General features: G+C 67.7%; 19 protein-coding genes and 6 pseudogenes. 8 read left to right on the top strand and 17 right to left on the bottom strand.

The window, feature by feature from the left end; translation table 11 throughout:
* Position 1 precedes the first annotated feature (1 nt).
* Together ACWIGU_RS38660 and ACWIGU_RS38655 are read right to left on the bottom strand one after the other, a co-directional pair.
* A complete protein-coding gene (locus ACWIGU_RS38660; protein WP_454406417.1) occupies positions 2-499 on the bottom strand; it encodes a gas vesicle structural protein GvpA in 498 nt (165 codons plus the stop codon).
* Between the two features lie 33 nt (positions 500-532).
* Entirely contained in the window at positions 533-883 is a 351-nt protein-coding gene (locus tag ACWIGU_RS38655; RefSeq protein WP_454406415.1) for a gas vesicle protein GvpO, read from the bottom strand.
* A 247-nt stretch (positions 884-1,130) separates the two neighbouring features.
* Between ACWIGU_RS38655 and ACWIGU_RS38650 the strand changes: the two genes are divergently transcribed.
* Together ACWIGU_RS38650 and ACWIGU_RS38645 are read left to right on the top strand one after the other, a co-directional pair.
* On the top strand, positions 1,131-1,865 hold the full coding sequence (locus tag ACWIGU_RS38650) for a histone protein (protein WP_454406413.1): 735 nt from the start codon (positions 1,131-1,133) through the stop codon (positions 1,863-1,865).
* A 3-nt stretch (positions 1,866-1,868) separates the two neighbouring features.
* The gene (locus ACWIGU_RS38645) at positions 1,869-2,861 is read left to right on the top strand and encodes an SRPBCC family protein (RefSeq protein ID WP_454406411.1); all 993 of its coding nucleotides are present in this window, start codon (positions 1,869-1,871) and stop codon (positions 2,859-2,861) included.
* A 704-nt stretch (positions 2,862-3,565) separates the two neighbouring features.
* Here ACWIGU_RS38645 and grpE read toward each other — a convergent pair.
* Together grpE and dnaK are read right to left on the bottom strand one after the other, a co-directional pair.
* Positions 3,566-4,060, bottom strand: coding sequence for a nucleotide exchange factor GrpE (gene grpE, locus ACWIGU_RS38640; protein WP_454406409.1), 495 nt, complete (start codon positions 4,058-4,060; stop codon positions 3,566-3,568).
* 2 nt (positions 4,061-4,062) lie between these two features.
* Positions 4,063-5,928, bottom strand: coding sequence for a molecular chaperone DnaK (dnaK, locus tag ACWIGU_RS38635; protein WP_454406407.1), 1,866 nt, complete (start codon positions 5,926-5,928; stop codon positions 4,063-4,065).
* A 646-nt stretch (positions 5,929-6,574) separates the two neighbouring features.
* Between dnaK and ACWIGU_RS38630 the strand changes: the two genes are divergently transcribed.
* Positions 6,575-6,766, top strand: coding sequence for a CsbD family protein (locus tag ACWIGU_RS38630; protein WP_454406405.1), 192 nt, complete (start codon positions 6,575-6,577; stop codon positions 6,764-6,766).
* A gap of 485 nt (positions 6,767-7,251) precedes the next feature.
* On the opposite strand, the gene ACWIGU_RS38625 is transcribed toward ACWIGU_RS38630, so the two are convergent.
* Positions 7,252-8,028, bottom strand: a complete 777-nt coding sequence (locus tag ACWIGU_RS38625; protein ID WP_454406403.1) for a class I SAM-dependent methyltransferase — start codon at positions 8,026-8,028, stop codon at positions 7,252-7,254.
* A 206-nt stretch (positions 8,029-8,234) separates the two neighbouring features.
* Here ACWIGU_RS38625 and ACWIGU_RS38620 point away from each other — a divergent pair.
* Both ACWIGU_RS38620 and ACWIGU_RS38615 read left to right on the top strand, forming a co-directional pair.
* A pseudogene (locus ACWIGU_RS38620) lies at positions 8,235-8,678 on the top strand (FAD-binding oxidoreductase); the annotation flags it as partial.
* Positions 8,669-8,895, top strand: a pseudogene (locus ACWIGU_RS38615) (enolase C-terminal domain-like protein); the annotation flags it as partial. The pseudogenes ACWIGU_RS38620 and ACWIGU_RS38615, both read left to right, overlap by 10 nt.
* Here ACWIGU_RS38615 and ACWIGU_RS38610 read toward each other — a convergent pair.
* The 3 genes and pseudogenes from ACWIGU_RS38610 to ACWIGU_RS38600 all read right to left on the bottom strand — a co-directional run.
* Positions 8,889-9,462: pseudogene (locus tag ACWIGU_RS38610) on the bottom strand (isochorismatase family cysteine hydrolase). The pseudogenes ACWIGU_RS38615 and ACWIGU_RS38610 sit on opposite strands and share 7 nt — an antisense overlap.
* A gap of 62 nt (positions 9,463-9,524) precedes the next feature.
* Positions 9,525-10,481: an LLM class F420-dependent oxidoreductase gene (locus ACWIGU_RS38605; protein WP_454406401.1), complete on the bottom strand. Its 957-nt coding sequence runs from the start codon at positions 10,479-10,481 to the stop codon at positions 9,525-9,527.
* A 172-nt stretch (positions 10,482-10,653) separates the two neighbouring features.
* Positions 10,654-11,587 (bottom strand): annotated as a pseudogene (locus tag ACWIGU_RS38600) (Ppx/GppA phosphatase family protein); the annotation flags it as partial.
* A 146-nt stretch (positions 11,588-11,733) separates the two neighbouring features.
* Between ACWIGU_RS38600 and ACWIGU_RS38595 the strand changes: the two are divergent.
* Positions 11,734-12,006, top strand: a complete 273-nt coding sequence (locus ACWIGU_RS38595; protein ID WP_454406399.1) for an ANTAR domain-containing protein — start codon at positions 11,734-11,736, stop codon at positions 12,004-12,006.
* A gap of 240 nt (positions 12,007-12,246) precedes the next feature.
* Positions 12,247-12,618 carry a hypothetical protein gene (locus ACWIGU_RS38590; RefSeq protein ID WP_454406547.1) on the top strand — a complete coding sequence of 124 codons (372 nt, stop codon included), beginning with the start codon at positions 12,247-12,249 and terminating at the stop codon, positions 12,616-12,618.
* Positions 12,619-12,923: 305 nt separating this feature from the next.
* On the opposite strand, the gene ACWIGU_RS38585 is transcribed toward ACWIGU_RS38590, so the two are convergent.
* The 9 genes and pseudogenes from ACWIGU_RS38585 to ACWIGU_RS38545 all read right to left on the bottom strand — a co-directional run bounded on the left by ACWIGU_RS38585 (position 12,924) and on the right by ACWIGU_RS38545 (position 22,505).
* On the bottom strand, positions 12,924-13,745 hold the full coding sequence (locus tag ACWIGU_RS38585; protein ID WP_454406397.1) for a YhjD/YihY/BrkB family envelope integrity protein: 822 nt from the start codon (positions 13,743-13,745) through the stop codon (positions 12,924-12,926).
* Between the two features lie 458 nt (positions 13,746-14,203).
* Positions 14,204-14,599 carry an SsgA family sporulation/cell division regulator gene (locus ACWIGU_RS38580; protein WP_454406395.1) on the bottom strand — a complete coding sequence of 132 codons (396 nt, stop codon included), beginning with the start codon at positions 14,597-14,599 and terminating at the stop codon, positions 14,204-14,206.
* 292 nt (positions 14,600-14,891) lie between these two features.
* A pseudogene (locus ACWIGU_RS38575) lies at positions 14,892-16,495 on the bottom strand (phytoene desaturase family protein).
* Complete coding sequence (locus ACWIGU_RS38570; protein WP_454406393.1) at positions 16,488-16,994, bottom strand: SRPBCC family protein; 507 nt, start codon at positions 16,992-16,994, stop codon at positions 16,488-16,490. The pseudogene ACWIGU_RS38575 and the gene ACWIGU_RS38570 overlap by 8 nt, the downstream one beginning before the upstream one ends.
* An 819-nt stretch (positions 16,995-17,813) precedes the next feature.
* On the bottom strand, positions 17,814-18,854 hold the full coding sequence (locus tag ACWIGU_RS38565) for an MsnO8 family LLM class oxidoreductase (RefSeq protein ID WP_454406391.1): 1,041 nt from the start codon (positions 18,852-18,854) through the stop codon (positions 17,814-17,816).
* A 76-nt stretch (positions 18,855-18,930) separates the two neighbouring features.
* Positions 18,931-19,434, bottom strand: a complete 504-nt coding sequence (locus ACWIGU_RS38560; RefSeq protein WP_454406390.1) for a flavin reductase family protein — start codon at positions 19,432-19,434, stop codon at positions 18,931-18,933.
* The gene (locus tag ACWIGU_RS38555; protein ID WP_454406388.1) at positions 19,431-20,771 is read right to left on the bottom strand and encodes an NtaA/DmoA family FMN-dependent monooxygenase; all 1,341 of its coding nucleotides are present in this window, start codon (positions 20,769-20,771) and stop codon (positions 19,431-19,433) included. The genes ACWIGU_RS38560 and ACWIGU_RS38555 overlap by 4 nt, the downstream gene beginning before the upstream one ends.
* A gap of 231 nt (positions 20,772-21,002) precedes the next feature.
* A complete protein-coding gene (locus ACWIGU_RS38550) occupies positions 21,003-21,743 on the bottom strand; it encodes an NADPH-dependent F420 reductase (RefSeq protein ID WP_454406386.1) in 741 nt (246 codons plus the stop codon).
* A gap of 165 nt (positions 21,744-21,908) precedes the next feature.
* Positions 21,909-22,505, bottom strand: a complete 597-nt coding sequence (locus ACWIGU_RS38545) for a TetR/AcrR family transcriptional regulator (protein ID WP_454406384.1) — start codon at positions 22,503-22,505, stop codon at positions 21,909-21,911.
* Between the two features lie 903 nt (positions 22,506-23,408).
* Here ACWIGU_RS38545 and ACWIGU_RS38540 point away from each other — a divergent pair.
* Positions 23,409-23,786, top strand: a pseudogene (locus ACWIGU_RS38540) (adenosine kinase); the annotation flags it as partial.
* Positions 23,787-23,858 lie beyond the last annotated feature (72 nt).

Below are 23,858 nucleotides of genomic sequence, written 5' to 3'. Positions count from 1 at the left end.
CTTACTCTTTCTCGCGGGGCGAGCCCTTCTCCCGTCGGGAGGCACGCCGGGCAGGCCGCCGTCGCCTCTCCACGGGTTCCCTTTCCTTCTCCTCCTCTTCAGCCTCGCCCTCCTCCTCCTCTTCGTCGGAGTTACCTTCGGTGACACCTTTGACGGAATCCGTGATGGCTTCCACGGCGCCCGAGAGGGCGCCTTTGGATTTCCCTTTGGCTCCGCTCTCCACCGAATCGCCGACGATGTCGGTGAGCTGGCTCGGTGCTTTTCGCCCGGACTCGAGATCGAGACGGTTACATGCCTCTGCGAACCGCAAGTACGTGTCTACGCTGGCCACGACGATGCGAGCATCGATCTTCAGTATTTCGATGCCTACCAGTGACACGCGGACGAAGACGTCGATCACAAGCCCGCGATCAAGAATAAGTTCCAGGACGTCGTAGAGGCTGCTGCTGGTGCCACCGCCCTGTGCGACAGTACCTCCACCTTGCGGCACCACAGTCATGGTGCCTCCCTTCACCGGCAATTCGGCTGTGTCTCAGCCTCGCCGATCGATCTGTCCTCGGGTGTAGCGGCGCGTCCTTTCGTAGGCCATGAGATCGCCCTCTTTACTGAGAGTCACTCGGTAGCTGGCCATCACGCTGGTTGTTTCGGGGACGCGTTCCAATTCGAGTACCTCGACATCGGCTTCCCACCCGTCATCGGTGGGTTTTAGTGCCGAAACCGACTCTGGCGCACGCCCGAGCAGCTCCTGCAACTGCTCTGCTGCGGCACGCATAGCCCATGCGGCACCGCCCTTGCCTGAATGGCGTCGGGTTTCACCGCTGGCGCCCCGGGTGGTACTGCGGTCACCGGTGGAGCGCCGCTTGGCGGGTTCTGCCGGGGCCATGGTCACTCCCGTCGTCGGTGCGGGCGCCAGATCCCACGCGCGAACGTAGAATTTCATCATATACGGCCATATCTCGCAGTGGTGGTGGGTGGCTTCGAGGAAGTCTGCCGGACGAGGATGTGAGGCTTTTCGGGGGTGACATGGGGCTGTGCGAGACGGCGCATGCGATCTCTCTCCTTGATCCGGGCCGGGCCGGGGGGCCCTGAACCGGCTCCTTGCCCCTGCCCTTTCCGAAGGGAACCGCTTCATGAACGACACAACCAAGATTGCTCTTGCCACCGCGGTGGCGGGCGGCTACGTGCTAGGGCGTACCAAGAAAGGGCGTCTCGCGTTCGCGGTGGCGACGTATCTCGCCGGACGCCGCTTTGGGCTCAATCCTCAGCAGCTCCTGACTGAAGGCATGCAGAAACTCGGAGATGTTCCAGGGGTTGGCGAGCTGAACGAGCAGGTGCGTGGCCAACTGATGGACGCGGGACGTGGAGCACTGGTTGCTGTGGCCGATCGTAGCCTCGTCAGCCTCGCCGACTCCCTCCATGAACGCACGCTGCGCATCGGCGAGAAGGGCGAGGACGAAGCGGAGGAAGAGGAGGAGGAAGAGCCGGAGGAAGAGGAAGAGCCGGAGGAAGAGGAGGAGGAAGGGGAGCCGGAGGAAGACGAAGAAGAGGCCGAGGAGGAACCACCGCGGCGCCGCCGTCGAGCGGGAACCACCGCGAAGCAGCAGGCGGACAAAGCCCGCCCTCGTAAGACCGCGGCAAAGAGGACTGCTCCCGCCAAGAAGCGAGCGCCGGCGAAGAAGACGGCAGCGAAGAAGGCGCCGGCGAAGAAGACGGCAGCGAAGAAGGCGCCGGCGAAGAAGACGGCAGCGAAGAAGGCGCCGGCCAAGAAGACGGCAGCGAAGAAGGCGCCGGCCAAGAAGACGGCAGCGAAGAAGGCGCCAGCGAAGAAGTCGACCGCCAAGAAGACTGCTGCGCGGCGGAGGTAGGTCATGGCCACCACAGATCGCGGCGTCGACCGCGAAGAAGGAACGGGCCTGGAAATCCTGCGCGACGAGCTTGCCGCCTACCTTGGCGCACAGGCGGAGCACCTAGTCGAGCGTGCCGGGGACAAGCTGGAGGATGTGACCGACCAACTCCTCGACGTAGCCGAGAACGGTGGGTCCCTCAGTGGACTCGGTGGGTCTCTCACCGGTATCGGTGGACGCATTCTCAAGGGCGATTCCCCGCTGAAGGCGATCGTCGGCGAGAAGGCCAAGGACATGAAGGACAACGTGGTGGGCAAGGTTCAGCAGGCCTTCGGAGGCGGAGGCGGAAAGAAGTCCGGCGACACCAAGTCCATGAACATCGTCGAAGTGCTGGACGTGGGCGTCCCGATTCGCACCGCATACAACCACTGGACCCAGTACGAGGAGTTCAGCAGCTTCACCAAAGGTGTACGCAGCGTCTCCAAGAACGACGAGACGACCAGCGACTGGAAGCTGAAGGTCGGCCCGTCGAGCCGCAGTTGGAAGGCCACCGTCCAGGAACAGGTACCGGACGAGCGGATCCTCTGGACCTCGGAAGGCGCCAAGGGCACCACCCGCGGCTGCGTGAGTTTCCATGAACTGACACCCACATTGACGCGTCTCGTGCTCGTCGTCGAGTACTACCCCTCGGGGCCCTTCGAGAAGACCGGGAACCTCTGGCGCGCCCAAGGACGGCGCCTGCGCCTGGACTTCAAGCACTTCCAGCGTTACGTCACGTTCGCCGACGAGGACGTCGAGGGCTGGCGCGGAGAAATTCGCGACGGCGAGGTGGTCCGGTCCCATGAGGAAGTTCTGGAGGAGGAGGAAGCAGCAGACGAAGACGAAGCGGACGAGGGCACGGGGGAGAACGGGGAAGAGCAGTACGAAGACGAAGAGGGGCCCGATGAGGAGGAAGAGTACGAAGAGGCCCCTGATGAGGAGGAAGACGAAGAGGAGTACGAAGACGATCAAGAGTGAGCCCTCTCCAACCTGCGAGGTCTGTAGGCGTGTTGGGCCGCTGTCCCCCGCCAACCAGACCCCTTCTCGCCGCACGAGTCCCACCAGCACGATCACCAGTGTGGGTACCGTCACGGACCACATCGAGAACGTGGGTGTCAGTCCCTACGAGGAGAACCCGGTCAGGTACACGCGAGGGTCCACCTCACCCACGCTGGCTGTGCACCCCGTCGTTCCCGCAGCCCGCCCCCTACCAGGCCAGCCTGGACGAGCCCCCGCAATCTCTCACCTGGCGGCGTGACCTTCGACGGTGACGACCTGGGCGCCGTGCTGCGTGACCGCGCGGGTGAGGCAGCTCAACACGTCCCGCCGGAGAGCACCGTGCATGCGCCGTACTGTCCGTGGTCGCAGGCATCCTTGGGGCTCGCCACCCCCAGCCGTTCGCGTAGGGCGTCGAGCAGCGTCGTGAGCGTGTCGACGAGCAGCTGACGCGGGGTCCCATCCACCTACATGGTGATTTTGGTATTCATCGACCGAAGAGTCCCTGCACCACCGCAGCTCACACGGTGCGTGGCAGTGCCTCTGGCGGGACGTCAGGAGGGCATCCTCACCTGCCCGTCCGTCTGCGCAAGAACTCGCGTGCCGCAGCGACGTCTCTGGGAGGAGGTTCCCAACTCCGAGGCCGGCAGCGTGATGTGCTGTCGCCTCATCCGGTCCGAATCGGCTCAGCCCTCTGTGCCACGCCCGGCGTGGGGATCCCATTCGGGTCGAGGTGGTCCGGCGACCTCCACGTGGGCCGGACGCAGCAGGTGGTCACCGACGCGGTACCCGAGGCGGAGGATCTGCGTGCAGGTCAGTCGGTCGGCGTCCGAAGAGACATGGTGGGCCACGGCATCGTGGAAGGTGGGGTCGAACGCGTCGCCCTTCTCGCCGAACGGCTGAAGGCCCAGCGCGCCGAGTTGGGTGCGCAGGGCGTCGGTGATGTCGTTCAGACCCGGCGTGATCGGTTCGTGCTCGCGCATGCGGTCTACGGCATCGAGCACGGGAAGCAGCGCGCGGAGGACGTTGGCGACGGCGATCTCCCGCACGGCCATGCGATCCCGCCGTACTTGCTTGCGGTAGTTGTCGTACTCCGCCTTCACCCGCTGCAGGTCGGCCGTGCGCTCCTCGAGCAGGCGCCGCAGTGCCGGCTCCGTGATCTCCAGGCTCTCCTTCTTCATGGTCAGCCCGCCTCGGGTTTGTCGTCGTCGACGATCTCGGCGTCGACGACCTCGTCATCGGCGGCTGAGTGCTCGTCGCCCGGGGCTCCGGCCTCGGGACCGCCCGCGGCCTGCGCGCCCTGGGCCTGGGCGTACATGGCCTGGCCCAGCTTCTGCGAGACGGCGGCGACCTTCTCGGTGGCGGTGCGGATCTCGGCGGTGTCCTCGCCCTTGAGCTTCTCCTTCAGCTCGGCGATGGACTCCTCGACCTCGGTCTTGACCTCGCCGGGGACCTTGTCCTCGTTGTCCTTGAGGAACTTCTCCGTCTGGTAGACGAGCTGCTCGCCCTGGTTACGGGTCTCGGCCGCCTCGCGGCGCCGGCGGTCTTCCTCGGCGTGCTTTTCGGCTTCGTGGACCATGCGGTTGATGTCGTCCTTCGGCAGGGCGGAGCCGCCGGTGACGGTCATCTTCTGCTCCTTGCCCGTGCCCAGGTCCTTCGCGGTCACGTGCATGATGCCGTTGGCGTCGATGTCGAAGGCGACCTCGATCTGCGGGACACCACGCGGGGCCGGCGGCAGACCGGTGAGCTCGAACATCCCGAGCTTCTTGTTGTACGCCGCGATCTCGCGCTCGCCCTGGTAGACCTGGATCTGCACGGACGGCTGGTTGTCCTCGGCCGTCGTGAAGATCTCGGAACGCTTGGTCGGGATCGTGGTGTTGCGCTCGATGAGCTTCGTCATGATCCCTCCCTTGGTCTCGATGCCGAGGGACAGCGGGGTCACGTCGAGGAGCAGGACGTCCTTGACCTCACCCTTGAGGACACCGGCCTGCAGGGTGGCACCGACGGCGACGACCTCGTCCGGGTTCACGCCCTTGTTCGGGTCTTTTCCAGAGAGCTCGCGGACCAGCTCGCTCACGGCCGGCATACGGGTCGAGCCGCCCACAAGGATCACGTGGTTGATGTCCGACATCTTGACGCCGGCATCCTTGATCGCATTGTGGAAGGGCGTCTTGCAGCGCTCCAGAAGGTCGGACGTGAGCTGCTGGAACTGGGCGCGCGTGAGCTTCTCGTCCAGGTGCAGCGGGCCCTCGGCGGACGCCGTGATGTAGGGCAGGTTGATCGCTGCCTCGGAGGACGAGGACAACTCGATCTTCGCCTTCTCGGCGGTCTCCCGGAGGCGCTGCACCGCCATCTTGTCCTTGGACAGATCGACGCCGTGGCCATTCTTGAACTGCTGGACCAGGTGATCCACGATGCGCTGGTCCCAGTCGTCACCGCCGAGGTTGGTGTCGCCGTTGGTGGACTTCACCTCGATGACGCCCTCGCCCATCTCGAGGATCGAGACGTCGAAGGTGCCGCCACCCAGGTCGAAGACCAGCACTGTCTGGTCGTTCTCCTTGTCCAATCCGTACGCCAGTGCCGCGGCTGTCGGCTCGTTGACGATGCGCAGGACGTTCAGACCGGCGATCTCGCCCGCTTCCTTGGTGGCCTGCCTCTGAGCGTCGTCGAAGTACGCCGGGACGGTGACCACCGCGTCGGTGACGTCCTCACCCAGGTAGGACTCGGCGTCTCGCTTCAGCTTCTGCAGCACGCGCGCGGAGATCTCCTGCGCGCTGTACCGCTTGCCGTCGATGTCTGCGCCTTGCGGAAACCGCCAGCCGTGGTCTCCCATGTGTCGTTTCACGGAGCGCGCGGTGCGTTCCACGTTCGTCACGGCCTGTCGTTTGGCCACCTCGCCTACGAGTACTTCACCGCTCTTGCTGAAGGCCACGACTGACGGGGTCGTCCTGGCCCCTTCAGTGTTGGTGATTACGGTGGGCTCACCGCCCTCGAGGACCGAGACCACCGAGTTCGTCGTGCCGAGATCGATACCGACCGAGCGAGCCATCTGCCTCTCCCTCCTCTGCCATGGTTGCCAGAGTCCCGTCAACCTTCACCGGGCCGTCCCGTTCGCAGCAGGAGCTCGGGCGTGTGCATACCACCTGTTTTATGTCTTTAGTACCCATGCTTGGGAGAGCCACACGGTCCGCTTGGATGTGAGGGGCACAGGCCCCGGGCGCTCGCCGTGCCGACTCAGTAGGAATCGGGCAGGTATGGACGGGGTCTCCAGGACTTGCGGTCCAGGCTCTGCCACAACGCCTTCTTGTAAGCCGCACCGATACGACGCCCCCTCGCTGGGGCTGAGCGCTGATATGGCCCGCAGCCCGCAGCCCGCAGCCCGCAGCCCGCAGCCCGCAGCTACCAGGGGTGCGAAGCCCCGCAGGGCTCCCCGGCTGCTCGGCGGGGCGTCACGCTCGGCTCACTCACAGCGGTCCCTGAATGCCTGTGGGCGCGTGGGCGGGCCGGGATTGCGGCGAAACGTCGGCTCAGAAGCCCGCCCAGCCCCCACCCGGGCGGGCCTTCTTGAAGGGCGCGCAACCCCGGTCTGAGGCCCGGTGACACAGAGCGACTGTTCGGCGGGCGATCTTTCTTTGTCGCTCCTACGTTGGAGGAGCAGGCGTCACACATGACGCCACAGAGAACGAGGAGTTGTCATGGCCGGTAAGGGCGGCACGGACAAGATCAAGGGCAAGGCCAAGGAGATGACCGGCAAGGTCACTGGCGATCGCGGCAAGGAGGCCGAGGGCAGGGCCGACCAGGCGAAGGGCGAGGCTGAGGAGTCCCTGCGTGAGGTCCACGACCGTGCCCGAGGCGCTGCTGAGCCCATGAAGCGCCGCCACAACTGACCGACACGTGAATGGGCCCCCACCATACGGTGGGGGCCCATTCACGTGTGCAGACTCGGGGACTGACTCCGTGCGTTACCGTCCGTGTCCGTTAGTCGGAGCGTGTGCTGGGAACTCGTGCCTGGATCTTGGCACCCCGTACGGAGACGAGGCGAGGACGACGAGGACGAAGTGTTGAAGACGAGACCTCAACGCCGCGGCTCTGGGTACTGGATCGCCGAACGACAGACCCAGCACGGGCTCTCGGGCTATGAGGAAGGGAGGCCGCAGATGGCCTTGGAAGGCGGCGCGTCGTCCGGTGGCCTTATTCACGAGTCGTGAAGGCAGTCGTGCACGGCTTTGGGAGTCACCCGGATCCACGGTTTGGTGAGGTTCACGAGTTTTGAAGTCAGTGGGGGGCTTGCCAGGGCGGCATCGGGGTGTTCTTGGTGGAAGGACCGGGTCGCAGCAGGCATGAATGGAAGGTCGCCGGGCCGAGGATGCACCTATTCGCCGGCGCGGGCCACAAGTAGCGGCTGGAAGAAGCCCGTCTCTTGGGGCAGCCGCCACTCGGGGTCGACAAACCCGGCCTCGGCTGCGAGGGCGGCCAGCCGGTCCCGGCCAAGCGCCCAGTAGGTGGTCCGGCGGACCTGGACGCGCCATTCTCCACCTGCCGGGAGGAGTTGGAAGTGCTCCAAGTCGTAGTGCTCGCCGTCGTCGTGCCAGTGCCAGAGCTGGAAGGTGACCGTCCGCTCTTCGCCGCTGGCGCCGTTGGTGTTCCGGTGGACTTGTGGCGGCGTGGAAGCAGGGCGGTCGCGCAGCAGATCGTCGTAGGGGCGCGTGCTGAGCAGCAGGCGGCCGGTGGGGCGCAGCACGCGGCGCATCTCGGCGAGGGCGGCGTGCACATCCTGCTCTGTCAGCAGGTGAGGCAGCGAGTTGTCGGCGCAGACGACGGCGTCGAACCGGCCGTCGGGAAACGGGAGGCGTCGCATGTCGGCAGCTGCCGTGCGCAGACTCAGGTTCCGGCGGGTGGCCTCGCGGGCGGCGCGGGCGGCGGCGCGGGGGCTGAGGTCGGTCCCGGTGACACGGTGCCCGCGCAGCGCCAAGCCGATGGCCTGCGTGCCGATGCCGCAGGAGCAGTCGAGCACCGTCGCGCGATCCAGGCCGATCAGGGCGTCCAGGGCCTCCCCTTGCCGGCGGGTGCTCGCGTCCCAGTCTGAGTAGATCAGGTGGTAGTCGTCGGCCAGTTCGTCATAGAAGTGCGCCACAGGTATCTCAGGCATGGCCCGAGACTACTGATGCCCCAGAGGCGATGATCAACCCCGTGATCGGGTGGGAACGACCTCACTGTTCACAGCGCCGTCATTTCTCGTGAACATCTGCGAGCGCGCTGATCGCCGGCTGCTGCTGAAACTCATCGACAAACGCTGCTGCCGAACGTGAACGAAGCCAGTCCGGCGAGGGCCCCGGTGTAACGGCGGCGGGCCCAGTGGTCGACGTCTCGGCGCTGCGGTGTGAGCTGTCACGGCGGGTGGATGGTGAAGTCCGCTTCGATGCCGGCAGCCCGGGCGCTTACGCGACGGACGGCTCGAACTACCGTCAGGTGCCGCTCGGCGTGGTGGTGCCGCGGACCGCCGATGCAGGTGCAGAGGCGATCGCCGTGTGTCGAATTCGATGCGCCGGTGCTGTCCCGTGGCGGCCGAACGAGTCTTGCAGGCCAGTGCACCAACGCCGCTGTCGTCATCAACTGGACCAAGTACTGCGACAAGCTGGTATCCGTCGTGGCCAGGCGCACGTGCGTGGTGGAGCCGGGCATTTTGCCTGGGGAGTTGAACCTACAACTGTCCGGGTATCAGCCGAAGTTCGGGGCGAAACCCTCGACCCACAGCCACTGCTCGTTGGCGGGATGATCGGCAACAACCACTCGGGATCTCGGGTCATTGCGCTCCCCACGTCCACGTCCACCCGGCTGCCACCGTGCCCAATACGCGCCATCTGGAGTGGTTCCACGACCACGTATGGATCGAGACCCTCCTCTTCGACGGAGCGCTGGACCCAGCGGGCGGAACGATCCGCCCTGGGGGAGCGGCGCCGCATGACACCGCCTGACCTTCCGCCACCAGTCGGCTGAGCCTTTCCGAGTTCAGTGAGCTGCGACGAACCTTCGCCGGCGTAGCGAAACCCGGATCAGAACCTGATCTGATCGACGACCACGAATGTCGGCGCCCATGTTCCGCTCCATCATCTGCAGAGCGGCATCCGCCAGATCCTCATGGATGTGGGCGACCGCGTCGCGGGGCACCATCACCTCGAGGTGACGGATGTGGGTGTCCAGTGCCGAATAGAGAATGCACTGCTCCGTGACCTGGCCGCACAGCACGACACGCTCGATTCCTTGCTGTCGAAGGAGATAGCTGAGCGGCGTCTCGAAGAGGATGGAATGCCGTGCCTTGACGACGAAGAGGGTCTGGGCTGAGGTGGCGGACGAGGTCCGCGTGCGGGCCCGAGAGGGCTGTCTCCAGGAGCTCGCCGTGATGGGATCTCCACTGTCCGAAATTGTCGTTCGCGTAGATGACCGGAACGGCGCTCCCGCGGGCACGTTCGAGCAGTCGCACGATGGCCGGGAGCGCGGCCTCCGCGGTGGGCAGCAGCAGGTGGGCGTCATCGTGTCCGTATGTGTTGATCATGTCGATGACGACGACCGCGGTCCTCCTCATGCCTTTCCCCTTGCATGCTGCGGCGGCACCTCTCCCAGCCCCCGCGGTCCGCGTCAGGTGATTCAGGTCCCGAGCTGCGACAGCACCTTGGTGCGGTAGAAGTCGAAGAAACCTTGCTGGTTCTTGCCGATCTGGTTGATGTAGACGGTGTCGAAGCCTGCGTCGACGTACTTCTTCACCGCCGCCACGTGGGCGTCGACGTCGTCGCCACAGGTCAGGTTCGCCTGTACACGTTCGGGCGTGACGAGTTCTGATGCCTGCTCGAAGTGGCGCGGAGTGGGCAGCATCTGGGCGAGTTCGCCGGGCAAGTGCGCGTTCGCCCACAGGCGGTGAGCGGTGCGGACGGCTTCTGCCGTGTCCGTGTTCCAGCAGACCTTGAGACCCGCGGCCACCGGTTTGGTTCCGCCACCACTGCGGCGGAACCGTTCGATGGCGGCGGTGTCGGGGGACATGGTGATGAGGCCGTCCCCGATCCGGCCGGCCACTTCGGCGGCCTGCGGGCCGAAGGCGGAGACATCGATGGGCACAGGCTCGTCGGGGACGGTGAAGAGCCGGGCGTTCTCCACGGTGTAGTACTTGCCGCGATGGCTGATCTGGTCGCCGGTGAACAGGCGCCGCATCACCTGGACCGCCTCTTCCAGCATCTCCAGCCGGACAGGTGCCTCGGGCCAGGCATCGCCCAGAATGTGCTCGTTGAGAGCTTCCCCGGTGCCGATGCCCAGCCGGAACCGGCCGCCGAGCTGGACGGCACTCGTAGCGGCCGCCTGAGCGACCACGGCCGGGTGCATCCGCATGATGGGGCAGGTCACGGCGGTCTCCACGGGAAGTGACACGGCTTGGGAGAGTGCGCCGATCACTGACCAGACGAACGGGCTCTGCCCCTGGTCGCCGTTCCACGGATGGTAGTGGTCGGAGATCCACAGCGAGGTGAATCCGGCCTGTTCCGCCATCCTGGCCTGTTCCACCAGTTCGCTCGGTGTGTGCTCTTCGCACGACAGGAAATAGCCGAATTCCGTCATGAGGACTCCTCAGGGAGTGAATGGATTCCTCACCCGAATGGCCCGGCGGCGGACGAGGAGACTTCCCTGCGCCCATTGCGTCCCTGCATACCCACGGACGGCGACGTTCCGGCGCTCGATCGTCACTCTAGGGGCGGGCGGCACCGGGCGCATGTGTGCGGCAGGGGTGGCGTCAGCGTGAGGGGTCTGCGATCCGCAAGGGCGTGGGGCCGGCGGGAGCGGCACCCGCGTCGCGGGACTTGGCCAGGTCGGACCACCACGCGTTGCCCTCCTCTATGAGACGCAGCAGGATTCCCTCACGAATGGCCCAGGGGCACATGGTGACCTCGGTGATGCCCATGAGCTTCATCGCCGTGTGACCCACGAGGGCTCCGGCCAGGCTCTGCTCCGCACGCGGTGCGGAGATCCCGGCCAGCTGAGCACGCTCGGGTGGCGGCAGGACGGCGAGGCGATCGACTGCCCGCCGCAGGTCCTTTCGTGCCAAGTGGCGTGGGACGAGAGGGGCCCTGTCGGCCAGGGGGCGCACCGCACAAGCGGCCCAGCTGCTCGAACGTCCGTGACGTGGCCACGGTGGTGCGGGGCCCCTCCCAGCGGATCCGCCACGCCGCGTCCCGGAGCTGATGGCGAATCCTGCGACGCAGCGCCTTGACGCTCTCCGCGCAGGGCGGCTGCTCTTCGCTGAGGAACTCCCGCGTGAGCCGGTTGGCGTCGAGAGGTAACGAAGCCGCGAAATCGGGCAGCCTGCCGCGCCCGAACGCCACTTCCAGTGAGCCGCCGCCGATGTCCAGCATCGCCAGTGGGCCGGCTCGCCACCCCATCCACCGTGGCGCTCCCAGGAAGGTCAGCTCGGCTTCAACTTCGCCGGGCAACGTCCGGATCCGGATGCCCGTGCGGGCGTCCACGGTCTGCATGACATCAAGGCGGTTCGGCGCGTTACGTACCACGGTTGTTGCGTAGGTCAACGGCGCCGCGGCGCCCCAGCGTTGGGCTACCCGCGTAGCGGCGGAGACGGCCGTGACGAGTTGCCCGATGCTTCCGCAACCCTCGAATCTGTTGGCGGTCAGGAGCCGCTCTTCTGGGCACGGACCACGCCCAGGGGAAAGTCGTACGCCTCTCGGCGGATTGTCGCGTCACCCAGGGACAGGGAGAGTAGTCGCTACATTTGTCGCCGATTGTCCTGGAGGCACCGTTGAGGCCACACCCCCATGAGCAGCGAAGCGATGAGCCTGCGGCCGAAGGTCCTGAGGAACCCGTGCCGGACCGGGATGGCGGAGCCTGTCAGCCGCAGCCGGGGGTCTTCGACGTGGTGGTCGACCAAGCGGCCGGCGTGCTCATCGCCGTAGGGCGGATGACGTCGGCGGAGGCCTGGGACGTCCTGCGGGAGACGTCCATGCGCACAGACATCAAGCTCCGTCACGTTGCCGAGCTGCTGGTCGAGTGGGGCCGCTCGGGCGTATTGTGCGCCGACATCCGCACCGAACTGGATCGCCAGCTCGCCCAGCGCGGGCGAGCGCCCAGGATCTGATCAGGCGCAAAGGTGGCGCCACGGCTCGGGGAGTCGGAGGCCCCTGGGTACTCCGGCCCCGGCACGAAAGAGCGGCGTTACGTGCCGTGGCGGTCGGGTACTCGGCCGCCATGGACCGTTTGGAGCGGCTCGAACACGACAACGTCAGGACCGACGAGTCATGATCTGGCGCCCAAGGACCGTCGTCGTGACCGGAGCGAGCGCCGACCAGGTCGCTCTCGTTGCCTGGGCAGGGCCGGCTTGACCGGCGCGGCGGACGAGGTGCGGCACGCGGGCGGCGAGGTCCTCATTCCTCACTGCCGACGTGGCCGCCCCGAAGGCCAGGTGATCGGGCTGTCAAGCATCTACGTGATCGACCTCTTTTCCGTCAAGCTCGTCGATCGCCGTAGTCTGCGCGAGGCCGCCGAAAGCACCGGCTGCCTCCTGACTGCCCACGGCATCTTCGACGACGCCGCGCATAAGAGCTCCTTCGAGGCTGCACTGGCCCGTCATCCGGCAACCGTCGCGTCCGCCGTGGCATGCGGTGTCGGCGCCGCCGTCGCTGCGAAGGTCGCACTCGGCAGGCGCAGGGCAGGGCGGTGTGAGAGCTCACGAGACCCGTTGGGATCCTGACCTGGGGCGCGGTCATCTTCACTCCCTATGGCCGCCGCCCGCGTCCGATCCACCTAGCCCGCAGGCAACGCGCAGCAGTGGTGGGCTCAAGTAGCACTGTGTCGAGGCGACCAACTTCTTCACCGGGACGTCCCCGAGCCCAGCCTGGACGCCGATGCTCGCATCGTGTGGATCGCGGACTCAGACAACGAATCGCCTGACAGCTCCCTGTCGTGCGCCCCCGCTGCGATGCAGCGGCGCAGCTGCGTGGTGGCGCCGACCGCTCGTGGGTGACCACTGGGCCGTTGCGGCTTTGGCGCCGGAGCTCACGGGCCGTGGCGGAGGACAGGGTGATGACGTGCTTGGCCGAGACGACCGACAAGCGCGCCGCCGTACACGGTGTAGCCGACGCCGATGAGCCAGGACTGCACCACCAGGATGGTGCCGACTGCCCCGTAGGAGACCGCGTTGGACACGATGAGTGGACCGAAAACCAGTTCGGAGAAGAGCCGGAGGCCGGCGAAGGCGGCCACGGTCGCCAACGCGCCAGGCAGCAGGCGCAGCCATGGGACGCGTGATCCGAGGAGGAGGTGTTGCAGCCACCAGAAGTAGAGCACGCCGCCGCACGCGCCCACCGTGATGCGAGGAGCTGTCGATGCAGCGGCGTTGGGCCAGGGCAGGCCACGCCATGTACTGAGGAGGATCAGGGCGATCAGCCCGGCCAGGCCGAGAACTTGGCGCCACAGGGTGTGCCAGGCGCCTGGCGGCAGGTGCCAGATCCGCTCGTAGGCGGTTTGGACTGCGGCCATCAGGGAGATCCCGAACACGGCGAGGCCGACCAGGCCCAGCGCGGTGGTGGTGCTCAGGACGGCGCGACGGGAGGCGAACAGCTCGTCCACGGCGTGGGCCGAGCTACCGGACACCGCCAGACCGTCGGCGATCCAATCCGCGATGCCGTTTCCACGGGTAGGCAAGGCCGCCGCGATCACGACCAGTAGAGGCACCAGGGTGACGAAGAACAGGGTGGCGAACGCCAGCGCGCGGTGCAGCAGTTCGACGTCTCGACCGGCACGCCACACGCTCCCGGCGGTTTCCCCGACCTGTCGGCTCAGCCTTTTTACGTGAGTACCGATCCGTTCTCCGGCCACGGAAGCACACTTCCTTCGCCAGTGGCGCGGCCGGAGAAGTCACCTGCCGGTTGCGGGTTTCCAGCTGCCCCATCGCGCGCGGATGCCCTCGGCTCCCGCTTGACCCAGTGTCCCTCGGCGAGTGTGCCGCCTGCGACAGGAATCGCGCCGACGGCGAGGAGGACTTGGCGATGCTCCCGGCTACAGGCTTCCGGCCTCTCCCGGCTGCTGCCAGACCACCCCGGGGGAGCGCGGGCGCCCGAAGTGACGGGTGCGTGCGTCCGAGCGGGCACGGAGTGTCTCCTTGGGGTCAACGAACAGCTGATCAGAGCGTGTGTGGCACCGGCTCGCGTGAGACGACGTACGTCCATGTCTACGGCGGCGGTGAATCCAGTGCCTTCGTGGATGCTCACCTTGGACGAGCCGCTGGCGGGGCATCGGGCGGCCGTCGGCGAAGCAGGCTGCGACAGCGTCACCGCTCAGATCGACAGGAACTCCTGGATGCACCTGTCCCAGTCGATGCGGGACGCCTCCGTGCCCGCGGGCACCAACTCGTGGGTCATGGACAGGAACCGGGCCAGGGCGCCGGCGGGCGTGGTCAGCAGCGCCACCCCCGCGCCCCCGCCGAGCGCGATGAACACATCGCCGCCGTCACCCGGTGCGATGTGGACATCGCCGTCTCCGGCGGGCCCGCGCAGCCCGGCCGCCAGGGTCTCGCGGGACAGGAGCCACACCGCTCCCAGCTCTGCCGCTCCGAAATCCAGCCGGAGCGCGTACGGGTCCTCGGGCTGGTAGCCGCATTCGACATCCAACTCGCGCCACGACGCCACACCGTCGAGCAGACGCATCGGCACCCGCATGCACACCCCGTCCATTCCTGCCCCGCCTTATGTAAGTCGCACTTGTGAGAACCAGCCCTGCGTCCATGTGCCCCTATCGGCCACACTCACCCGTCTCGGTGCACGGATCCGGTGAAGCAGGACCGCTATGGCCCCCTGAAGCGCCTGTTCGTCGTGGTCAAGCGGGGCCGGCCGAGCCCCTCGCAGGGCGAGTGTGTTCGCCAGCGCCGCTCCGATGCCGTGTGCTGCTCCTGTCACCACCACGGTGCGGTCTTTGAGGGGGCTGTCATCCATGGCGGACGCTCTCTGTGTTCCCCCGGCCCGGCCCTCAGTGGGCGAGCGGTGGTCTACTTCCCGTGCGGTCCCGGTGGGTCAGGACGCGTTGTGCGCGGGTGAGGCCGGGGAGCCGGCGCAGGGCCGCGCGGGCGGCATTGGCTCCGGGGGCTCCATGGACCCCTCCGCCGGGGTGGGCGGAAGCTGCGGCGAGGTAGAGACCGCGTATGGGGGTCTCGGGGCGTCCCGTTTCTGGAACTGGGCGGAAGACGAGCTGCTGGTGGATTGCCGCGGTGCCGCCATTGATGGCGCCTCCGTGCAGATTACTGTCGAGAGACTGGAGCGTGGGCGGGGCCAGGACGCGGCGGGCACGTATGAGGGAGCGGAAGCCGGACGCGAATCGCTCGACCTGACGTTCGAGCCGGTCGGCCATGATCTCTTGCTCCTTGGTGCTCCAGGTACCCGTCAGGCCCTCGTCGCCCGCGTCGGACTTGATGACCTGCGGGACGTGCGTGTACGCCCATGCGGCTTCGGTCCCTTGGGGCGATCGCGACGGGTCCGCCGTCGTCATCTGGCCGAACAGGGCAAAGGTGCGGTCGGGTACCTGGCCCATGGTGATCTGGGCTGCGAAGCGGGTGAGTTCGTCCATACCGTCGGCCACATGCACGGTTCCGGCTTGTGCCGCTGCTTCGGCCTGCCAGGGCACGGGCCCGTCGCATGCCCAGTCGACCTTGAAAGTGGCCAAGTCCCACTGAAATCGCCTCAGGTCGTCTATGAGCTGGGAGGGGAGGTGCTCCGCTGAGACGAGTTCGCCGTACAGGGCGGGCGCGGACACGTCTGCCAGGACGGCGCGTCGCGCGGTCACCGTCTCTCCGCCGGCGGTGAGCACACCGGCGGCCCGCCCATCACGCACGATGATGCTGCGGACTGGTTGCTCGCAGCGGAGAATGCCGCCACGTTTGCGAAGCCGGCGGACGAGAGCCGCCGTCAGGACCCCGGCACCGCCGGCCGGCACCGGGAATCCATAAGTCTGTCCGAGCATGGACATCAGCCAGCCGAAGCCTCCGCTGCCCGCTGCTTCCGGTGGGAGGTCGGCATGCAACGCGTTCCCGGCCAGCAACAGTTTGCCGCCTTCCCCCTGAAAATCTTCGTTCCCCATGCGGCGCACCGGCAGGATCAGGTGCGGGCCATCCACAAGCCGCCGGCTGCCTTCAGCCTTACGCCGAGTCGGGCCGTAGCGCGCAGCGGAGGGAAGGGGGTGAACAGAGCGTCCAGAATGTCGGGGCCAAGGCGTTCCCACATCTCGTGCAGAGATCGCCAGGCGTCCCCGTCGCCCGGGTGAAAGGCGTCGAGGGAGTCGGCGGTGGCGTCGATCCCGCGGGCCAGCACGGCACACCTGCCGTCACTAAGCGGGTGGGCCAGCACGCATGGTGCGTGGCTCCAGCGCAGACCGTGGTCCTCGAGACCAAGTCGTGCCAGCGGGTAGAAGGAGCTGAAGAGGTCATTGACGAAATCGGTGTCGACCTCCCTGTTGTGGCGGACCGCGCCACCGGGCTCGGCCTGCTCCTCGAGTACCTCCACGCTCCATCCCTCGTCGGCCAGCAGGTTGGCCGCCACCAGCCCGTTGGGGCCGGCTCCGATCACCACCGCGTCAGGCATGGCCGCCGCCAGCGCCGTGAGCTACCGCCCTGTGGCCCTTGTGGAGGCCTTCCAGCTGTTCGGCCTGGGGCTGCTCCTCGCAGACCCGAGCAAGGCGGGCCAGCATCGCGCGATGCCGTAGTTGGATCAGCGCCTCCACCGCTACGTTGTGGAGTAGTCCGCTAGCTCCCTGCAGCGGGTGCTCGTCCACGATGACCAAGCAGTACTTTCCCCAGGGACGGAGCTCGATTGCGATCCGCGCTGTCCCCAGCGCGCCGGCTTGCGCCTCCAACCCGAGAGCGGAGCCCTCCTCACACTGTCGGACAACCGTCTCGTTGGTGAGCCGCAGAGGGCCTACACGAACGTCGTAGCTGATCGCCGAGTCGACCTGTGGCCACTGCCCCCGCACCGGCTCTGAGGCCGACGTTCCCACTACCCACTCCGCGTATCGGCTGCCGTCCGCGAGGACGGACCACACAGTCTGCGGAGTCACCTTGATCAGACGATGCCGTACCGCCATGCCGTACCTCCAGAGTGTTCGGCCCCGAGTTCACTACCAAGTGCCCGTATCAATGCGGGTGAACCGAAAATAGCCACGCAATTCATAGCGGACCGGTCGCTCGGTGTGTATCGGCGGTAGACGCGTGGTTGCCATCCGAGGTTGGCTTGACTGCAGGGGTGTTGCCTGTGTGACACACGGCTGCGGCGGAGCCGGGAATCGGCGCGGCCGAGAGAGCGCTCGGCCGTGAAGGCCGGAAGTGGCGCCAGCCACCGCTTTTGGAGCGGGGGCGAGTGAGATGGAGCGGCTACGGACCCGAGGATGCCGGTCTGCGAGGCGAAGTGGGGTCAGCCGGGGGACTTCGCGACACGGCTTCGGCGCCGATGCCCGCGCCGGGAACTCTCTGTGCGCCGGGTCTGTCGGTACTGAGCGTCAGGCTGCCTGAGCCTCTTCGTTTTGCTCCCAGTCGTGAGTGATCGTCAGTTTTAGACCACGAACCTCATGATCGGTCTTGTCATCGGTATTGGGAAGTAGCGGGCACCCTCATGGTGCGAGCTACCGGTGACCCGGCCGGCGCACTGTCCCAGCACAGGCAAGCGGTCGACACCCGTCTTAGGAGCGAGGTTGGGGGATCGCAGGCGTGACCTGGGAATCCCCGACTTGGGCAGGGTGGGGACGTATGCACCCTGGCGCACCTCGATTCCCCCCTGACTCCCCGTCCGTTCTGGCACGGGTCTCGTGGCTTGGTGACTGGGCTGTTAGCGGCTCCGGGAGGTCGACTGGGGCCGATGTGGTTGCTGTGGCGTGGACGCTGGGCGGTGTCGCTGAGCCGCGGACGGTTCAGTCCGATGCCCTGGCCGGTGCGGCGGGGGTGACATTCAGGGCCTGGGCCAGCAGGGCACGGGAGTGCGCTCTTGCGTCGGGGGCCGCGATGATGTCCTGGACCATGACTTCCTCGACGCCGGTGGCCTTGGCCATTTGCTCGAGCTGGTCCCGGACGGTGGCGGGGCTGCCGGCGATCTGGCGCGGCCAGTGGCCGTCCGTGATGACCGTGGGGATCTCCTTCTGCGCCTGGGTGAGTTCGCGCGCGGCCTCATCGACGGTCGGCACGTGCGCGGCGGGGCCGGTGCGCGCCAGGCGGGCCATCAGGGCCGTCCTGGACCAGTTCAGCCGCTGCGCCTCCGCGTCGCTGTCCGCGACCACGACGCTGACGGACAGGACTCCGCCCGGCCCCTGTGGCCCGTGGCGCGCGGGCCGGGCGTGCGCGCCATGGCGGAGCAGGGAGCGGGCGGCTCCGTCGGGGTTGATGAAGCCCGCGAAGGCGTATCCGAGACCGAGCTCGGCGGCCAGTTGGGTGCTGGTGCCGGAGGAGCCGAGGATCCACACCTGGGGCCGGGAGGGAATGCCGGCGGTCGGATCGAGGCGCGCGAACGCGTCTGAAGCGGCGAAGCCACGATCGAAGTACGCGAGGATTTCCCGGACTTGGAGGGCGAAGTCGTCGACGGGCGGGCTGTTGCGGTCGCGGCGCAGGGCGAGGTCGACGAGGGGGCCGGCGGTGGCCCGGCCGAGGCCGAGGTCGATGCGGCCCGGTGCGAGGGCTTCGAGCTGGAGGAAGGTCTCCGCGACCTTGTAGGGGCTGTAGTGGTTGAGCAGCACCGCACCCGAGCCCACCCGGATACGTGAGGTGGTGTGGGCGGCCAGGGCGATGAGGACCTCCGGGGAGGTGGAGGCGGTGCTGGCGGAGTCGTGGTGCTCGGCGTACCAGATGCGCTGGTAGCCGAGGTCCTCGGCCTGGCGGGCGGCGTCGACCGCGTCCTTCAGGGCCTGCTGTTTGTCGCTGCCTGGGGCGACGGTGGCCAGTTCGACGAGGGAGAGCTTCATGGGTGTTGGTCCTTGCTGCCGCCCGCTCGACGGGTCGGCTCGTGGAGCGCGGGAGGGCCCCGCCCGCGATGTGTGGTCAGGCGGGCAGCGGCGTGTGAGTGCCGTAGGAGCACCCGTGGTAGGTGAGGGGACTCGCCTCGCCGGGCTGTGCGGCGGTGGCGTGGGCGAGCAGGACGGTGTGGTCCCCCGCGGGGACGAGCGCGTCGACCTCGGCGGCGATCCAGGCCGCCGAGCCGGGCAGGCGGGGCAGTTCTTCGCTCGCCGTCCAGGGGACGCCGTCGAACTTGTCCGTGCCCGAGCGCGCGAAGGCCGTGGCGAGTTGGGCTTGGTGGGTGCCAAGTACGTTGAGGCCGAAGCGGCCGGTGCGGCGGGTGATCGCCAGCAGTTGCGACTCGTTGGCCAGGGACACCAGCACCATCGGGGGCGTCAGGGACAGGGAGGCGAAGGCGCTGACCGTGGTGCCGTGCGGGCGGTGGCCGTCGAGTGCGGTGACCACGGCGACCGGGGAGGCGACGGTGGCCATGGCGTCGCGGAACGTCTGGCGGGCGGAGGAGGGGGTGGGTATCGGGGCGGTGGTCATGGCCGGATCGATTCTGTGACGCGTGGGTCGAGCCCGTACTGGGCGCGGGCGCCGAGGTGGTCGCGCAGGGTGGGGCCTTCGTAGTCGCGGTGGAAGAGGCCGCGGCCTTGGAGGAGGGGGACGACGTGGTCGACGAAGGCGTCGATGCCGTCGTGGTAGCCGTCGATGGCCAGCGAGAAGCCGTCGCAGGCTCCGGCCTCGAACCACTGCTGCATGTGGTCGGCGACGTCGGTGGCGGTGCCGGCCACGACCGGGTGGTAGTCGATGACGCCGTGGGCGAGCACGTCGCGCAGGCTCCAGCCCTCCTTGGCCACCTCAAGGGCGCGGGCGGAGCGCGGATCGTGCGCACTGGGGACGGCATCGGCGAGCTGGTCCGCGGTCAGGGGCTCGTCGATCTGGTCGTAGGAGAGCGGCAGACCGATCATCGCGCCGAGGTAGCGCACCCTCTGGCGCAGGTCGACGGATTCGTCCAGGAAACGGCGCCGCTGAAGGGCGGCGGCGCGGGAGAGGGCGATCGTCGGCATGAATCCGGCGAACATCTTGATCTCGTCCGGGTCGCGTCCGGCGCGCTTGGCGGCATCCCGCAGGGCCTGGCGCTGGGCCTGCCCGTCGGCGATGGTGTACGGGTTGGCGTAAACGCCGTCGGCGTACCGGCCCGCCAGTTCCAAGCCGTAACTGCCGCCGCCCGCCTGGAAGATGACCGGCTGGCCCTGCTCGGACGGCGGGACGGGCAGCGGCCCGCGGGCGGCTACGTGGCGGCCCTGCAGGTTGACCGGCTGGATCTTGCCCATGTCGGCGAACCGCTTGCCGTCGACGTCCAGGACCCAGGCGTCCTTCTCCCAACTGCCCCACAGCGCCTGCACGATCTGAACGGCCTCGTGGGCGCGCTCGTACTTCTCGGTACGGGGCGGGACCGGCCGGCCGAAGTTCGCCGCGGCGGCGGGTTGGGAGGTGGTGACCGCGTTCCAGCCGGCCCGGCCGTGGCTGATCACGTCCAGGGCCTTGAACTGGCGGGCGAGGTTGTATGGCTCGTTGAAGGTGGTCGACGCGGTGGCGACGAGCCCGATCCGCTCGGTCTCCCGCGCGATGGACGTCATCACCAGGAGCGGGTCCACGGGGAAGTGCGGGGCCTCGTCTTCGAGGTCCACGTCCAGGACCGGGGTGTCCGCGAAGAACAGCAGTTGGATCTTGCCGCGCTCGGCGGCCTGAGCGTAGCGCACGAACTGGTCCATGTCCGTGTAGCTGGACAGGTTCGTCCCCGGCAGGCGCCAGGCGCCGGGTTCGGAGCCGTAGCCGCTGGTGAACTGCATACACAGGAGCATCTGTTGGCTGGTCATGACCGCTCCTCCAAGGGGAGACGAAGTGCAGCGGAAGGTGCGCCGCCTCCCGCTGCGGCGGCAGGAAGCGGCAGCCGCCGAGAGCTGGGGTGTGTCAGGGCTGGTGGGGTGGTGCGCCACAAGAGGCCGGAGGTGCCGCCCCCGGCCCGCCGTGCCGCTCCCGGCGCGCGAGGAGCAGCACGGGGCCCTCTCACGCCGGGAACGTGCTGCGGCCGGGGGCGGCAGGCGTCGTCACCGGTGGGCGGCGCGGTTCATCTCGACGACGTCCTCCAGGGTGGGGTTCTCCGGGAGGACGGCGGCGCGGCGCTCCATCAGGCCGTCGCGGATGGCCGCGTCCTTGACCCGGTCGGCCGCGGCGAGGGCGGCCGGCAGCTCCTGAAGGGTGAGCTCGGTGCAGTAGGCGGGACCGTTCGGCTGCTGGCGCCAGGACTCGGCCAGCGTCCCGGCGTCGTAGGGGTCGAAGCCGGTGTCGTCGACCAGGCGCATGGCCACCCGCTTGGCCTCCGCCAAGTCGCCGGCGACCGGGATCGCGATGCGGCCCGGGGTACCCGCCACAACGCCCTTGGTGCGCTGGGTCTCGGCCAGGGCCGCGTTCCACGCCTTGACCACGGGGCGGCCGAGCAGCTTGGCGGTGTACTCGCTCTCCACCATGCCGTTGTCCACGGCCTCGATCGGATCGACGAGGAGTCCCGGGTAGTAGTTGGCGGTGTCGATGACCACGGTCTCGGCGGGGACGGAGGCGAACAGGTCGGCCAGCTGCCCGGCCACGCCGAAGGGGATAGCCAGGATGACGGCGTCCTTGCCCTGCACGGAGTCCTCCAGGGCCACGGCGCGGGCACCGCTGTCCAGCACGTCGGCCGCGACGGCCTCGGGGCCGCGGGCGTCCGCGATCTCGACGTCGTGACCGGCCGTGCTGAGCTTGCGGGCGAGGTTGCCGCCGATCGCACCGGCGCCTATGACAGAAATTTTCATGATTTGTTCCTTCAAAGGGCGCACTGCCCCCAGGGCAGCGCGATGTGATGGTTGTGCCGTGGGGCTGTCGGAGGGCAACCCACATCGCGCCGAGACCGGGGGTTCCGGCGGCCGGCCAGGTGCGGGCGCTTTTGATGGCTTACGGCATGTGAGTTACGGCATGGCTTACGCCTGGGCGTCCTGCTTGCGGTAACCGCTGGCGATGAGTGCGCGGACGCGGTCCAGCGACTCCTCGTCGGTGCCACCGACACCCTTGAGCCAGGCAACGGAGCAGGCCGAGAGGAACAGGTCGTACCCCTGCACCGAATCGAGGACGTGTCCCGCCAGTTGCGCGGCCCGCACGTACTCCTTGGTGGCAGTGATCACGGTGTCGCACGGGATGGTGAGTGGGTTGTCCGGGTCTTGTGCCCTGGCCGCAGCCATGAGCGGCTCCGGCAGTCCGCTGAAGGCGCTGAAGTAGTCTTCCAGCGCCCGCAGCCACTGCTCCAGCGCCTCAGCAGCGTCCTCGAGCTTCGCGATGTCCGCCTGGCGGGCCACCAGCTCCTCGGAGCGCGTCTGGAGAACGGCCGCCAGCAGTGCTTCCCGCGTCGGGAAGTGCCGATACAGGGTGCCGGCACCCACGCCCGCCTCCTTGGCCACCGCCTCCAGCGAGGTACCCACCCCGAACCGCAGGAAGTGACGCTGCGCCGCCTCCAGGAGAGCGGTGCGGTTGCGCTGTACGTCCGCGCGGGGTTTGCGCCCCTGCTGTCCACTGACGCTCATGCGACCTCCCGTTCTCCCTCGTTGTGGAGACTCCGTAAAACGGAGACTGCCTCCGTACTCACTCGACAGTAAAACGGAGATAGCCTCCGGTCAAGCTGGGGCGCGTGGTTCCGAACCAGCAGCCTTCAGGAGCCTTCAGGAATCGGCGAACCCGTCGGTTTCAGGACCCACCGGTGAGGTCCTGGGGCCCGCGCTCTGTCGTGCACCGGGCCCGCTTGTGCTGCGGAGGGCGGTTCGGGTCTGCCCGCGTCGATCTGAAGCGGATCTGCGGTCATGTTGCTGGACCCGGCAGGAAACGGCCGCAGGCGGTGGACCAGCCGCTGGAAACGAGCCCTCCAGGCGTTCGACATCGCCTTCGGCGGACGCCTCTCAGCAGTCCACAACTGACCCCAGCCGGACGTCCGCACGTGGACCGCACCGTCGGTGCGCGTGTACCGCGATGCGGTGGAGCACTGGTGTGAGCTTGTTCCGCTTTGACGGACACCTTCAGTGTGGTGGTCAGGCTGCGAGGGCGGTCTCATAGGCGGCGGGGCTGCGGTATCCGAGGCTGCTGTGCAGTCGGTGCAAGTCGTACCAGCCCTCGATTCGAAGTCTTCTACAACCGCAAATTGCTGCGGAAACACCCGGCCGGGGGCTACGTCACGACGCCGGAAGCCCGACAGCGACACGAGCAACACATGCCCTCGCCGTATAAGCATCGAGTGTCCGACATCACGAGGGACCTTCAACACCCGGTCTCCACCCACAGCTGGCATCCGTGCGGTGCGGCGAGTCGGCGGCGCCGACCTGTTGCGCGCCCGTCACGACGAGACACGACGAACCAGCCGAAAATTCCAGCAAGTTCTTGGCACGGTCCCGGCCCGCTGTTTGACTCAGCTGATGATGACTGGCAGAGAGGAACCGATGACCACCGACATCGATGTCCTGGTCCTGGGCGGCGCGGGCGTGGACACGATCGTTCACGTCCCCGAACTACCGCTCCCGTTCTCCGACAGTTACATGATCCGGCCCGGCATCACGGCCCGCGCGGGGCAGAGCGGCGACTTCGTCGCGCTCGGACTGACCGCCCTGGGCCTGCGCACTCATCACCTCGACATGATTGGGGACGACCACGAGGGAGAGCTGGTCCGCGCCCTCCACCGCGACCACGGCATTCCCCTCACCGCGATCCCGCAGCCCGCGGGCACCAAGCGCGCGGTCAACCTCGTCGGATCCGACGGACGGCGGCTGTCCCTCTACGACGACACCCGCTCCCGCGAGTCCGACCGGCTGCCACCCGAGCAGCCCCCTCGACCACTCCACGACGTCCCCCCTCGGCACTCCCCAACCGGCACCCGAAACAGGTGCCTTCCG

It is taken from the genome of Streptomyces sp. NPDC055400 (assembly GCF_053644375.1).
Note: the sequence above shows the minus strand (reverse complement) of the source record. Positions and strands in the feature narration are given on the sequence as shown.

Excerpts from the sequence above, each read along its gene's own strand:
- ACWIGU_RS38660 (WP_454406417.1), bottom strand. The coding sequence starts at position 499 with ATGACTGTGGTGCCGCAAGGTGGAGGTACTGTCGCACAGGGCGGTGGC.
- ACWIGU_RS38655 (WP_454406415.1), bottom strand. The coding sequence starts at position 883 with ATGGCCCCGGCAGAACCCGCCAAGCGGCGCTCCACCGGTGACCGCAGT.
- ACWIGU_RS38650 (WP_454406413.1), top strand. The coding sequence starts at position 1,131 with ATGAACGACACAACCAAGATTGCTCTTGCCACCGCGGTGGCGGGCGGC.
- ACWIGU_RS38645 (WP_454406411.1), top strand. The coding sequence starts at position 1,869 with ATGGCCACCACAGATCGCGGCGTCGACCGCGAAGAAGGAACGGGCCTG.
- grpE (WP_454406409.1), bottom strand. The coding sequence starts at position 4,060 with ATGAAGAAGGAGAGCCTGGAGATCACGGAGCCGGCACTGCGGCGCCTG.
- dnaK (WP_454406407.1), bottom strand. The coding sequence starts at position 5,928 with ATGGCTCGCTCGGTCGGTATCGATCTCGGCACGACGAACTCGGTGGTC.
- ACWIGU_RS38630 (WP_454406405.1), top strand. The coding sequence starts at position 6,575 with ATGGCCGGTAAGGGCGGCACGGACAAGATCAAGGGCAAGGCCAAGGAG.
- ACWIGU_RS38625 (WP_454406403.1), bottom strand. The coding sequence starts at position 8,028 with ATGCCTGAGATACCTGTGGCGCACTTCTATGACGAACTGGCCGACGAC.
- ACWIGU_RS38605 (WP_454406401.1), bottom strand. The coding sequence starts at position 10,481 with ATGACGGAATTCGGCTATTTCCTGTCGTGCGAAGAGCACACACCGAGC.
- ACWIGU_RS38580 (WP_454406395.1), bottom strand. The coding sequence starts at position 14,599 with ATGGACGGGGTGTGCATGCGGGTGCCGATGCGTCTGCTCGACGGTGTG.
- ACWIGU_RS38570 (WP_454406393.1), bottom strand. The coding sequence starts at position 16,994 with ATGGCGGTACGGCATCGTCTGATCAAGGTGACTCCGCAGACTGTGTGG.
- ACWIGU_RS38565 (WP_454406391.1), bottom strand. The coding sequence starts at position 18,854 with ATGAAGCTCTCCCTCGTCGAACTGGCCACCGTCGCCCCAGGCAGCGAC.
- ACWIGU_RS38560 (WP_454406390.1), bottom strand. The coding sequence starts at position 19,434 with ATGACCACCGCCCCGATACCCACCCCCTCCTCCGCCCGCCAGACGTTC.
- ACWIGU_RS38555 (WP_454406388.1), bottom strand. The coding sequence starts at position 20,771 with ATGACCAGCCAACAGATGCTCCTGTGTATGCAGTTCACCAGCGGCTAC.
- ACWIGU_RS38550 (WP_454406386.1), bottom strand. The coding sequence starts at position 21,743 with ATGAAAATTTCTGTCATAGGCGCCGGTGCGATCGGCGGCAACCTCGCC.
- ACWIGU_RS38545 (WP_454406384.1), bottom strand. The coding sequence starts at position 22,505 with ATGAGCGTCAGTGGACAGCAGGGGCGCAAACCCCGCGCGGACGTACAG.